This window comes from Methylobacterium mesophilicum SR1.6/6 (genome assembly GCF_000364445.2).
GTDB classification, from domain to species: Bacteria; Pseudomonadota; Alphaproteobacteria; order Rhizobiales; family Beijerinckiaceae; genus Methylobacterium; species Methylobacterium mesophilicum_A.
Genome location: NZ_CP043538.1, coordinates 2,575,871 through 2,588,100, shown reverse-complemented (window position 1 = coordinate 2,588,100; position 12,230 = coordinate 2,575,871). Strand labels below are relative to the sequence as shown.

Below are 12,230 nucleotides of genomic sequence, written 5' to 3'. Positions count from 1 at the left end.
GCATCGTGCCGGCCGATCCCACGCCCGGAGAGGCCCTCGTCCTCATCGCCGGGGCCGGGCGCCTGCCGGAACTCGTCGCCGAATCCCTGCGCCGGGCCCAACGGCCGTTCCGCGTGATCGCCCTGCGCGGCTTCACCGGGCAGGCCCTGCGGGCCAGCGCCGACGCCACCGTCGATCTCCTGGACCTCGCCGCGACCCTGAAGCTGCTGCGGCGCTGGGGGCCGGCCGTGGTTGTGCCGGCGGGCGGCGTCTCCCGCCCGAGCCCGGCCGCCATCCTCAATGCCGGCGCGGCGCTGCGCAACCGCGAGGCCCTGCGGGCGATCGCGGGCGGTGGGGACGACCGCCTCCTGCGCGCCGCCCTGGCCCTCGTCGAGGAGGAGGGGCACCGGGTCCTCGGCGTCCACGAGGCGGCGCCGGACCTGCTCTGCCCGGACGGTCCGATCGGGCGGCGTTCACCCGATGCGGCGGCGGCGGCGTCGATCCGCACCGGCCGCGGCGTCCTGGACGCACTCTCACCCTACGATCTCGGTCAGGCCGTCACGGTGGCGGGAGAACGGGTGCTGGCGGTGGAGGGCCCCGAAGGTACCGACCGGATGCTCGCCCGCGCACGCGCCCTCGGACGCCGCCCGTTCGGTCGGGGGCGTCCGCTCCCCGCCACGGTGCTGGTGAAGGCACCCAAGATCGGTCAGGACCTGCGCGTCGACCTGCCGGCGATCGGGCCGCGCACGGTGCGCAACGCCGCGAAAGCCGGCTGCGTGGGCCTCGCGCTGGAGGCGGGCGGCACCCTGGTGATCGACCGGGCCGCCACCGCCGCGGAGGCCGACCGCCTCGGGCTGTTCGTCGTCGGCTACGGCAGCGCCCCGTGAGCGCCGCCCGGTCCCGCACCATCTGGCTCGTCGCCGGCGAGGATTCCGGCGATCAGCTCGGCGCCAAGCTGATGCGGGCGCTGCGCGCGGCGGCGCCGGACACGACCTTCGGCGGCGTCGGCGGCGAGGCGATGGCCGAGGCCGGGCTCGTCTCCCTGTTCCCCCTCGATGACGTGGCGGTCATGGGCTACCTGCCGGTGCTCGCCCGGGCCCGGACGCTCCTGCGGCGCATCCGCGAGACCGTGGCAGCGGCGGTGCGCGCCCGGCCGGACGTGCTGGTGATCATCGACAGTCCCGGCTTCACCCACGCGGTGGCGCGGCGGGTGCGCAAGGCGGCGCCCGGCATCCCCATCGTCGATTACGTCTCGCCGAGCGTCTGGGCGTGGCGCCCCTGGCGGGCGAAGGGCATGCGCCCCTTCATCGACCATGTCATGGCGCTCCTGCCCTTCGAACCGGACGCGCATCTGCGTCTGGGCGGACCGCCCTGCACCTATGTCGGACACCCGCTGATCGAGCGCCTCGCGGAGCTGCGCCCGGGAGGTCCGGAGCAGCGCACCCGCGACGCCGGCCCGCACAGCCTCGTGGTGCTGCCCGGGTCGCGCCGGTCCGAGATCGAGCGACTGATGCCGGTCTTCGGGCAGGTGCTGGAGCGTGTGTGTGGCGCCCATCCGGTCGAGGCGGTTCTGCCGGCCGTGACGCGCCACCGCGGTCTCGTCGAGCGCCTCGCGGCGGCGTGGCCGGTGCCGGCGCGGATCGTCACCGGCGAGGCGCCGAAATATGCCGCGTTCCGGGGCGCCCGCGCGGCGCTCGCCGCCTCCGGCACGGTGACGCTCGAACTGGCGCTCGCGGGCGTGCCGATGGTCGTCGCCTACAAGGTCTCGCGGACGGAGGAGTTCATCGCCCGCCGGCTCATCCAGGTCCCCAGCATCGTGCTGCCGAACCTGATCCTCGGTGAGAACGCCGTGCCGGAATTCGTCCAGGCGGAGTGCGCGCCGACGACCCTCGCCCAGGCGCTGTTGCCCCTGTTGACGGAGGGCGCTCCCCGCGACGCGCAGCTCGCCGCCCTCGCCCGGATCGACGGGCGGATGAGGCTCCCGGACGACGACACGCCGAGCCGCGCCGCCGCGCGGATCGTCCTCCGGGCGTCGGAGGGACGGTGAGGCCGCAGAACTCGGATGGACGACGTCAGCCTGTGCGTCGGCCGCAGCGCACGTAGGTGGTGCTGCCGCGGCTGCTCGACCATGTCAGGTGGTCCCCGTCCACCGTCAGGCGAACCTGCGAGGACCAGCGCCGGCCACGATCGGTGCAGTCGGCCGCCGTGACCCAGGCGTTTCCGGTGCGGCGCGTGTCGTGGAAGGTGCAGAGGGTTCGGCCGGCCCTCGCGTGATCCGGGGTGATCGTCGCGGGGATGTAGCCGCGCCGCCGCGAGGGAGCTCCGCAGGCTCCGGGCGTCGGACCCCAGACGCCGACATACTCTGCACTCGTCGGGGAACTGACCGCGGCACCGGCGGCCGCCGGCGCGGACCGTGCGAGTGGAGCGGGTGCCGCCGCCGGGTCGGCCGGTGCGGGTGCGGGAACGGACGACTCCGGGGCGCTGCGCGCGGGTGCATCCAGCAGGACCACGCGGCGGGCTGCCGCCTGCTGCTCCGAGGGCATATCGACGGAGGGCGCCGCGCCGACTGATGGACTGCGGAACGGCAGATCCTCCGTCAGGTAGGCCGCGCTGTAGGCGAACAGGCCGAGCCAGCCGGCGATCAGCAGAACCGGCACGGCGTAGCGACGCCTGGAGCCGGGACGCGTCCCGCCGGCTGGATCCGCCAGCACCAATGCCCCCATGGTCACCCCCCCGGTCGTCCGGTCAGCGGCCGAAGATCCCCTTCAGGAACTGAGCCGTCCGGTTGCGCTTGCGCTTGCGCTCCAGCTCCGACGCGTCCTTGAGCCACGCGACCTGGACGACGCGCCGCTCGCCCTCGAACGGCTCGTGACCGTGCCAGGAATTGTCCGCCCGCAGAAATGCGAACATCGTGCCCATGGTGGGCGGCACCTCCACCGCGAAGGGCTCGTAGTTCCGCCCGTCGTACAGCACCCGGAGCCGGCCGGCGGCCGGGGCGTCCCAGGCGTCGTTCATGTAGACGAGGAGCGTCAACACCTTCGAGGGGCCGTCCGTGTGGATCGAGCCGTACTTGAGCTGGCTGCGCCGCATGATCGTGGTGAGGCGCGGACACGAGACGAGGTCGATTCCGAACTTCTCGCCGAGGATTTCCGAGAACGCGTCGCTCTCCAGCTCGTCGATCAGCGCCTTGAAGCGACCCTTCAAGGCCACCTCATCCACCGTGAGGTAGCCGGGCTTGGCGATGTCGGGGAAGTCGCGGCGGATGTCGTCGATCGCCTCCGGGTTCAGCACGTTGGTGCCGAGCGCGTAGGCGTAGGGTTCGCGGGAAACGGGAGCGGCGCGCACCGCCGAGACGTCGAGGATCGAGAGGGCGGACATCGTGGGGGTCCCTTGGCTCCGGCTGGCGTCTCCGGCAGGCGATCTCCGGCCCGCCGCACGCCACGACGCGTGCCGGAAGGCCGGTCGAGCGGGGCATGCCGAGGCCGCCTGCGCCGAACCTCCGCGCTCACGCCGGCGCGGCCCCGCACGGCGGTCCCGGGAATCTCATAATCCGCCGATTGCGGCGGTCCCACGGCGAAAGCGGCCCGGTGGCGCATTCCGGTGACAGTCTCGGGCCGCCGGCTTGTGCAGGATGGCGCCGAGCTCGTGGGCATTCTTCCCGGGCGCGTGTTGGAACCCGTTGTTGATGAGGCCGCTGGTCCTCGCCCTGCTGTGCGCCCACCTTGCCGCCGTCGCGACCGGGGTGGATGCGTTCGCCCAGTCGCGGCCGCCGCGCGGGTCGTCGCCCACGGCCCGGATGACCTGCGCCGAGGCGATGGCGCTGGTGAAGGGCGAGGGGGACGTGGTGATCGCCACCGGCGGCTCTCCGGAGCGTTTCGTCAGTGGGCCCGGCCGCTGCGGCGGCTCGGAGATCGCCGAGCTGCGCTTCGTGCCGACCCGCGACAATCCGCAATGCCCGATCGGCTATCATTGCCGCGAGCCCGGCTTCGAAGAGTGGAACTGGTAGGCGTGCAGCCGGTGTAAATCGCCGCACGCACGGAACGTGACCAAAGTTTCACGCGACAGCGCGGGCCACGTGCCCTTATCTCGCCATCACCCGGGGCCAAGGCCGCCGGGTTGCGCCCCCTGCCGGGCGCGGACGGGATGGGGGATCGACGCGTGGCAGCACTCAGGACCGGACTGGGGATCCAGGCCGTGCTCACGGCCCTGGCCGCGCTGATCCTGCTGGCATTCCCCGGTATCCCGAGCCCGCCGCTCTACGTCTCGCTCGCCGGCTTCGCGCTTGCCGGGATCCTGATCGCCTCGAACGGCATCTCGGCCTACCTGAAGGTCTTCGTGTCGGTCTACGGCGTCGGCTACCTGCTGCTCGCCGGATCGAAGACCATCGCGGCCATGGGCCTGCTGCCGCCGGTGATCGCGGCCCTCCTGCCGCCGGCCTTCGCCGCCACCGGCGCGGTGGTCTTCGCCGCCATCGTGCTGGGCATCTCGTATCTCGAGCCGATCCGCGCCATCACCAACATCGCCGACCCGTATTTCGCCAACCGTGACAAGCCGACCAAGGAGATCGGCCTGTTCCGCTGGTTCGGCACCACCGAGGGCCGGATCGGCCGCAACCTCGTGGCGCTCTCGATCTTCGTGAACTTCGCCGACGTGGCGCTGACGCTGCGGTTCAACTTCTTCTACCGCGATATCTACAACTCCCTGCAGGAGTACGACGCCAACGCCTTCTGGTACCAGCTCCTCTGGGTGTTCGTGCCGCTGGCCACGCTGAACATCGCCATCGGCATGTTCGACCTGTTCGTGGATTCCTCGCTGCTGATCCGCTGGCGAACGTGGCTGACCCACAGCCTTTACGAGCGCTGGCTCGGCAACGGCACGCATTACCGGATCCCGTTCACCGACGAGGAGGCCGACAACCCGGATCAGCGCATCCAGGCCGACGTCAACAGCTTCATCGTGCAGACCACGACGCTGTCGATCCGGCTGCTGAGCCAAGCCGCGCAGCTCGTCTCGTTCATCGTGATCCTCTGGACCCTGTCGCGCGACTTCGTCGTGCCGTTCACCGATGCGGTGATCCCGGGCTTCCTGGTCTGGCTGGTGATCGCCTACGCGGTGGTCGGCACGTGGCTCACCCACCTGATCGGCCGTCCGCTCATCGGGCTCGACTTCCGGCAGGAGCGGGTGGAGGCGGATTTCCGCTTCGCGCTCGCCCGCAACCGCATCTATTCCGAGCAGATCGCGCTGTTGCGCGGCGAGCGCGCCGAGGCCTCGCGGCTGGCGACGCTGTTCCACAGCGTCATCGACAACTACATCGGGATCATCTTCCGCCGCATCAAACTGATCGCCTTCACGTTCAGCTACCGGCAGGCGAGCGTGATCTTCCCGATGGTGCTGGCGGCGCCCTCGTTCTTCGCCAAGAAGATCACCCTGGGCGCCCTCCAGCAGACCTCTCAGGCCTTCAGCCAGGTGCAGAGCTCGCTCTCGTTCTTCGTGGACTCCTACACGACACTCGCCGCCTACAAGGCCAACACCAATCGTCTCGGCTCCTTCCGCCGGGCGATGACCAAGGCCGAGGCGCTGGAGAACGCCGGCTACGGTCTGGTCCAGGGCAACGAGAGCACGGGCGACGTCACCGGGCGCGGACTCGTCCTCGCCCTCCCGGACGGGCGCCCCATTGTCACCGCCGAGACCCTGACGCTGCCGCGCGGCGGCGCGACGCTGGTCACGGGTCCCTCCGGTTCGGGCAAGTCGACCCTGTTCCGGGCGATCGCGGGAATCTGGCCCTTCGGCAAGGGCCGGGTCGACGTGCCCGCCGGCCAATCGGCACTGCTGCTGCCGCAGCGGCCCTACATCCCGCAGGGCACGTTGCGGGGCGCCGTCGTCTACCCGAACACCACCGACCAATTCTCGGATGCGGCCATCCGGGACGCCTTGACCGCGGCGCAGCTCACCCATCTTGTGGATCGCCTCGACGAGACCGACACCTGGGAGCGGCGGCTCTCGGGCGGCGAGCAGCAGCGGCTCGCCATCGCCCGGGCGCTGCTGTCCAAGCCGGAATGGCTGTTCCTCGACGAGGCGACGGCCTCCCTCGACGAGCCCTCCGAGGCGGCGCTCTACCGCATGCTGCGGGAGCGCCTACCCGGCACGACGATCGTGTCGATCGGCCACCGCTCGACCCTCGACGCCTTCCACGACCGCCGCATCACGCTGGAGCCGGAGGGAGGGGTTTTCATTCCGAGGGACCAGAGGCAGCCGCTGCCGGCGGAGTAGAGCGCACCCTGTCCGCTGCTCTCCCTCCCCCCTTTGCGGGGGAGGGTGGCCCGCGAAGCGGGTCGGGAGAGGGGAGCGACGGTGCAGAATTGCGCTCTGTCCGTTGTGCCGGTCGCGCCCTTTCCTGAACCCGGGTTCCCCTCTCCCGACCCCTGCTGACGCAGGGGCCACCCTCCCCCGCAGAGGGGGTAGGGAGCCCGCACGGGCTGTTCAGCCTTGGGCCGCCTTCCGCAGTCCCGCGGCGGCCCGAGCCGCCTGCTCGATTGTCGCTGGATCCGGCGTGCCGGGCTTCACCACCCAGCTCCCGCCGACGCAGAGCACCGAGGGGATCCCCAGCCAGTCAGGGGCGCTCAATTCGGTGATCCCGCCCGTCGGGCAGAACCGCACCTGCCCGAACACCGCCGCGTGCGCCCTCAGCGCCTTGATCCCACCCGCGGCCTCGGCCGGGAAGAACTTGAACCGGTCGAGGCCGTGGTCGAGGCCGCGCATGATGTCGGCCGCCGTGGCGACACCCGGCAGGTAGGGCACCCTGTTGGCCTTGGCGGCGTCGGTCAGCGGCTCCGTGAGACCCGGCGAGACGATGAACTCGGCCCCGGCCGCCAGCGCGCTGTCGAGGTCGCGCGGGTTGAGCACCGTCCCGGCGCCGACCACCGCGCCCTCGACCCGGGTCATCTCCCGGATGACGTCGAGGGCGGCCGGGGTGCGCAGGGTGACCTCCAGGGCGGTCAGGCCGCCCTTCACAAGGGCCTCCGCGATGGGCCGCGCCTGGGCCACGTCGTCGATCACCAGGACCGGAATGACGGGCACGGAGCGCATCAGCGCGTCGATGCTGGTCAGATCGTTCATGGTCGGCAACTCCCTGCTGGTTTCAGAGGCCGGCGGCGGCGAGCATCGCCGAGGCGCCCCGCTCTGCCGTGTCGGCCCCGTGACGCATGAACGCGAACAGCTCCCGCCCGGTGCCCTGTGCGGGCTGCGGCGCCTCGGACACGGGGCGGGCCTCAAATTCCGCGTCGTCGACCAGAACCTGCAGCAGCCCGTCGGCCGCGCTGAGGCGGACGATGTCGCCGTCGCGGATCCGCCCGATCGGGCCGCCGCCGAGCGCTTCGGGGCTCAGATGGATGGCGGCCGGCACCTTGCCCGACGCGCCCGACATGCGCCCGTCCGTGACCAGGGCGACCTTGTGGCCGCGGTCCTGCAGCACGCCGAGCGGCGGGGTGAGCTTGTGCAGCTCCGGCATGCCATTGGCCTTCGGGCCCTGGAAGCGGACCACCACCACGACGTCGCGCTCCAGCTCGCCGGCCTTGAAGGCTTTGAGCACCTCGTCCTGATCCGAAAAAACCCGGGCCGGGGCCTCGATGGTGCGGCGGTGCTCCTCGACGGCGCTCGTCTTGAAGGTCGCCCGGCCGAGATTCCCCTTCACGAGCCGCATGCCGCCATCCGGCTGGAACGGGTTTGTCGGCCGGCGCAGCATGGTGTCGTCCAGGCTCTCGGCCACCGCGTCCTCGAAGACCAGCTCCTCGCCGTCGAGCCTCGGGTCGCGGGCGTGGTCGCGCAGGGACTGGCCCGCTACGGTGAGGATGTCGTCGTGCAGCAGGCCGGCATCGAGCAGCGCGGCCATCACGAAGCTCATCCCGCCGGCGGCGTGGAAATGGTTCACGTCGCCCGCGCCGTTCGGATAGACCCGGGCGATCAGCGGCACGGCGCTGGAGAGCCGGTCGATGTCCTCCCAGTCGATCACGATGCCGGCCGCCCGGGCGATGGCCGGCAGGTGGATCGCGTGGTTGGTGGATCCGCCCGTGGCCAGCAGGCCGACGGCTGCGTTGATGATCGCCTTCTCGTCGACGCAGAGACCGAGCGGGCGGTAATCGTTGCCGGCGCCGCCGATCTCGGTGAGCCGGTGGATCGCCGCCCGCGTCACGGCCTGCCGCAGCTTCGTGCCGGGATTGATGAAGGACGCGCCCGGCATGTGCAGGCCCATCATGTCCATCATCATCTGGTTGGAGTTGGCGGTGCCGTAGAACGTGCAGGTTCCGGCCGCGTGGTAGGAGGCCGACTCGGATTCGAGAAGTTCCGCCCGGCCGACCTTCCCTTCGGCGTAGAGCTGGCGGATCCGCTGCTTCTCCTTGTTGGCGAGACCCGACGGCATCGGCCCGGCCGGGATCAGGATCGTCGGCAGGTGGCCGAAGCGCAGCGCCCCGATCAGCAGGCCCGGCACGATCTTGTCGCAGATGCCGAGCAGCGCCGCGCCGTCGAACATGCCGTGGCTCAGGGCGACCGCCGTGGAGAGCGCGATCGTGTCCCGGGAGAACAGCGACAGCTCCATGCCGGTCTGGCCTTGCGTGACGCCGTCGCACATGGCCGGCGTCCCGCCCGCGACCTGCGCGGTGGCGCCGCGCTCCCGTGCGAACAGCTTGATCTGGTCCGGATAGCGCCCGTAGGGCTGATGGGCCGAGAGCATGTCGTTGTAGGCGGTGACGATGCCGACGTTCATCACCGTCCGCTCGTCGCGGATCGCCGCCTTGTCTTCGCCGGAGGCCGCGAAGCCGTGGGCGAGGTTTCCGCAGGCGAGCCTGCCGCGCCGGACCCCCGCCTCGCGTTCGCGGGCGATCAGGTCCAGATAGGCGCGCCGGGTCTCGCGGGAGCGCGCGACGACGCGCTCGGTGACCGCCGCGACCTCGGGATGAAGCTCGGTCATGCTCGTTCCTCCAGGCTTGGTGCGGACAGGCGCGGGGCTGGTGCCAGGAGTCGGCTCAGGCCCGCGACCGCATCGCTGGGCGGGTATCTAGGCGGTGCGCTGCGCGATGTAACCCGGGCGAAGCGGTGCTAGACGCGCCCTCCTACGCCCTCAGGTGGCTTGCAGCGTCACACACCTCTGGCAGAGGCGCCTTCTCCTCCCGCAAGAGGGAGGGGAACACGCGGATCCCGAACCTCCGCATCGACGCCCCTCAATACTCCCAGAATATGCGCTGCAGCTCCTTGGTGTCGCTCGTCTTGGTGAGCGCCACGGCAGCGAGGATCTTGGCCTTGGCGGGGTTCAGGTCATGGGCGACCACCCAGTCGTACTTGTCATCGGGCTGCTCGGCGTTGCGCAGGACGAAGCCGTCCGGCACCCGGGAGGAGCGGATCACGATCGTGCCCTTGGATCGGATGTCCTTCAGCTTGTCGACGAGGTAGCCCGGCACCGAGCCGTTGCCGGTGCCGGCGTTGACGATCGCCTTCGCGCCGGCCTGTACCTCCGCGTCGTAGACGCCGGGGATCATGTTGCCCGAGCCGTACACGATGCCCACCAGCGGAAGGCTGTCGATCTGATCGATGTCGAACTCGGAATTCGCGTTGTGCCGCTTCGAGAGGGAGCGGAAGAAATAGGTCTTGCCCTCGACCACCATGCCCAGCGGGCCCCACTGGCTGTAGAAGGCGCTGGGCACGACGTTCGTCCGTTTGTTCACGTCGCGACCGGACTGGATGTAATCGTTCATCGTCACGGTGACGCCCTGGCCGATCGCCTCCTTGCTGGCCGCCACCGTCACGGCGTCGAGGAGGTTGAGGGCGCCGTCCGCCGAGATTGCCGTGGAGGGCCGCATCGAGCCGACCACCACGATCGGCTTGTCGCTCTTCACCACGAGATCGAGGAAGTAGGAGGTCTCCTCCAGCGTGTCGGTGCCGTGGGTGATGACCACGCCGTCGACGTCGTCCTGCTTCAGGAGTTGCGAGACACGCTTGGCCAGCTGGACGAGCTGCGCATCCGTGAAGCTCTCGGACGCGATCTGAAAGACCTGCTCGCCGCGGACATTGGCGACAGTGCTCATCTGAGGGACGGCGGCGATCAGCTTGTCCACCGGAACCTTGGCGGCCGTGTAAGTCGCGCTGTTGGCGGCATCCGCGCCGGCACCGGCGATCGTGCCGCCGGTGGCGAGAATCACGACGTTCGGCTTCCTCGCGGCTACGGTGGTGTCGGCCTCCGGCATCTCGCGGGCACTGAGGTGGGTTGCCCCGAGTCCGCCGGCCAGGGCCGCGGCCAAGACCGCACCGCGTGTGGCAAGAGCCGCGCCGCTTCGGCTTGAGAACATCGGTGATCCTCGACGGTTGAGGGATAAGCGAGTCGGACTCGACGAAGCGATGGTAGCCACGTGCCCGCACGAGGCAAGGATCGTGCGGGACGCCGACGCGCATCGCGGGACGGATCGTTACGCAAGCTCGGGCGTTATTGGGGGTTGCTGTCCGTTCGGAGGTAAGCCCCATGCTGCATCTCGCTGGCCTGCTCGAGGAACTCGAGCGGAGCGAGCCCGCGCGGGCCGCGATGGCGATCCTCGAAGGTTCGCTCGCCCGCCGGTCTGCCGAAGAGCAGGGCGCCTTCTGGCACGCTGTCGACCTTTACTACGTGTCGCGCAAGGCGCCGCCGGAGGCTGTCGCCGTGACCACGCCGGCGGAGGCTTCCCTCGCCATCACGCCGTGACGTGCAGACAGCGGCACCGGCCCTGATGGAGTTGGTCGCCGCCGCCCCCATCGTCTTCGCAGCGCCCGCCTAGTAGGCAGTCTGTGCGAACGCCGCCTAGGCGCTCGCTGGCACTGCCGGCGGCAGGCCGGTGCCGCTCTCGGGCTCGCTGCCGACGGCCGCCGCGCTGCGGGTCTCGGGCATCAACGCGAGGTAGAGGACGAAGCCCAACGCCGCGATGGCCGCCAGCGCCAGGAACGCGGTGGAATATCCCGCCGACACGATGATAACCCCGGCGAGCGTCGCGCTGAGCGACGCGCCGATCCCCTGCGCGGTGGCCACCGCGCCCTGGGCGGCGTTGAAGCGGCCGCCGCCGCGGGTCAGGTCGGCCACGACGATCGGGAACAGCGCGCCGTAGACGCCCGCGCCGATCCCGTCGAGGAGCTGAACGCCCACCAGCCAGAACGGGTTGTCCGACAGCGTGTAGAGCACGCCGCGCAGGGCGAGCACCCCAAAGGCCGCTAGGAAGATCGGCTTGCGGCCGATCGCGTCGGCCTTGGCTCCCACGAAGATCGCCACCGGAACCATCACGCACTGGGCCGCCACGATGCAGACGGCGATCAGCGACGTCGCATGGTCCTTGCCCGACAGATGCGTGAGGAGCTGGCCCACCGAGGTCAGCATCGCCGCATTGGAGAGGTGGAAAATCGCGCAGAGGACCGCGAAGAGCAGGAGCGCCCGGTTCTGCAGCAGGGTGGCGAGGCCCGACGGCCTGTCCTGCACTTCGACCTCGCCCTCGGTCATGCCGCGGGCGAGGTCGTTGTCGATGGCGTCGGCCGGCACCATCAGCATCGCGCCGATCGAGAGCGCGGCCAGGATGCCCATCAGCCAGAACACCACCACCGGCCCGAAGAAGTAGGCGAGGCCACCGGCGACCGCGGCCGAGACCGCGTTGCCGGCGTGGTTAAAGCCCTCGTTGCGGCCGATCCGCTTGGCAAACATCTTCGGGCCGACGAGGCCCAGCGTGATGGCGGCGAGAGCCGGCGGGAAGATGGTGCCGCCGACATGGGCGATCGATTGGGTGGCGGTCACAAGGTAGAAGTTCGAGATGAACGGCAGGACGAGGCAACTCGCCGTCACCGCGATGGCGCCGCCGATCACGACGGCGCGCTTGTGGTTGGTGGCGTCGATCAAGGCGCCGGCCGGCGTCTGGGCGACGAGGCCGAGGATCCCCGCAATAGTCATGACGAGGCCGGTCGTGGCCTCGTTCCAGCCCTGATCGGGACCGCGCACGGCGATCAGGTAGATCGCGAGATAGGGGCCGAGACCGTCGCGCACGTCGGCGAGGAAGAAATTCAAAGCGTCGAGGCCCCGCAGGGCTTTCGTGGACGGCGCCCGGGTGCCGTCGGCGCGCGACCTGGCGCCTGTCTCGATCCTGTCCATCCTGCCGCGATCCCCCGATCGACGCCCGGCACGGCTCCGATCTGGGCCGCACGGTCACACGCGGTGCTTGACGCTCGCCCGCCCGATCGGTTCCCGTCGAGCCTCG

General features: G+C 70.6%; 11 protein-coding genes. 5 read left to right on the top strand and 6 right to left on the bottom strand.

What is annotated here, in order from left to right:
• The first annotated feature begins 2 nt into the window (after positions 1-2).
• Both MMSR116_RS12295 and lpxB read left to right on the top strand, forming a co-directional pair.
• Positions 3-866: an LpxI family protein gene (locus MMSR116_RS12295; protein WP_085988017.1), complete on the top strand. Its 864-nt coding sequence runs from the start codon at positions 3-5 to the stop codon at positions 864-866.
• The gene (lpxB, locus tag MMSR116_RS12290) at positions 863-2,026 is read left to right on the top strand and encodes a lipid-A-disaccharide synthase (RefSeq protein ID WP_010682852.1); all 1,164 of its coding nucleotides are present in this window, start codon (positions 863-865) and stop codon (positions 2,024-2,026) included. The genes MMSR116_RS12295 and lpxB overlap by 4 nt, the downstream gene beginning before the upstream one ends.
• A gap of 25 nt (positions 2,027-2,051) precedes the next feature.
• Here lpxB and MMSR116_RS12285 read toward each other — a convergent pair whose 3' ends face one another.
• Together MMSR116_RS12285 and MMSR116_RS12280 are read right to left on the bottom strand one after the other, a co-directional pair.
• Complete coding sequence (locus MMSR116_RS12285; RefSeq protein WP_010682853.1) at positions 2,052-2,702, bottom strand: hypothetical protein; 651 nt, start codon at positions 2,700-2,702, stop codon at positions 2,052-2,054.
• Positions 2,703-2,724: 22 nt separating this feature from the next.
• Positions 2,725-3,357 carry a 2OG-Fe(II) oxygenase gene (locus MMSR116_RS12280; RefSeq protein WP_010682854.1) on the bottom strand — a complete coding sequence of 211 codons (633 nt, stop codon included), beginning with the start codon at positions 3,355-3,357 and terminating at the stop codon, positions 2,725-2,727.
• A 307-nt stretch (positions 3,358-3,664) separates the two neighbouring features.
• On the opposite strand from MMSR116_RS12280, the gene MMSR116_RS12275 reads away from it, so the two are divergent.
• Together MMSR116_RS12275 and MMSR116_RS12270 are read left to right on the top strand one after the other, a co-directional pair.
• Positions 3,665-3,985 (top strand): hypothetical protein, encoded by a 321-nt coding sequence (locus MMSR116_RS12275; RefSeq protein ID WP_010682855.1) that lies wholly within the window; start codon positions 3,665-3,667, stop codon positions 3,983-3,985.
• A gap of 152 nt (positions 3,986-4,137) precedes the next feature.
• Positions 4,138-6,249: an ABC transporter ATP-binding protein/permease gene (locus MMSR116_RS12270; RefSeq protein WP_158168870.1), complete on the top strand. Its 2,112-nt coding sequence runs from the start codon at positions 4,138-4,140 to the stop codon at positions 6,247-6,249.
• Between the two features lie 210 nt (positions 6,250-6,459).
• Here the strand turns inward: MMSR116_RS12270 and eda are convergent, their stop codons facing one another.
• The 3 genes from eda to MMSR116_RS12255 form a co-directional block, all read right to left on the bottom strand.
• Positions 6,460-7,095, bottom strand: a complete 636-nt coding sequence (gene eda / locus MMSR116_RS12265) for a bifunctional 4-hydroxy-2-oxoglutarate aldolase/2-dehydro-3-deoxy-phosphogluconate aldolase (RefSeq protein WP_010682857.1) — start codon at positions 7,093-7,095, stop codon at positions 6,460-6,462.
• A 22-nt stretch (positions 7,096-7,117) separates the two neighbouring features.
• Positions 7,118-8,944, bottom strand: coding sequence for a phosphogluconate dehydratase (edd, locus tag MMSR116_RS12260; protein ID WP_010682858.1), 1,827 nt, complete (start codon positions 8,942-8,944; stop codon positions 7,118-7,120).
• 250 nt (positions 8,945-9,194) lie between these two features.
• The gene (locus MMSR116_RS12255; RefSeq protein ID WP_010682859.1) at positions 9,195-10,316 is read right to left on the bottom strand and encodes an asparaginase; all 1,122 of its coding nucleotides are present in this window, start codon (positions 10,314-10,316) and stop codon (positions 9,195-9,197) included.
• A 170-nt stretch (positions 10,317-10,486) separates the two neighbouring features.
• Between MMSR116_RS12255 and MMSR116_RS12250 the strand changes: the two genes are divergently transcribed.
• Positions 10,487-10,702, top strand: coding sequence for a hypothetical protein (locus tag MMSR116_RS12250; protein WP_010682860.1), 216 nt, complete (start codon positions 10,487-10,489; stop codon positions 10,700-10,702).
• Positions 10,703-10,798: 96 nt separating this feature from the next.
• Here the strand turns inward: MMSR116_RS12250 and MMSR116_RS12245 are convergent, their stop codons facing one another.
• The gene (locus tag MMSR116_RS12245; protein ID WP_010682861.1) at positions 10,799-12,124 is read right to left on the bottom strand and encodes an MFS transporter; all 1,326 of its coding nucleotides are present in this window, start codon (positions 12,122-12,124) and stop codon (positions 10,799-10,801) included.
• Between the last annotated feature and the right edge of the window lie 106 nt (positions 12,125-12,230).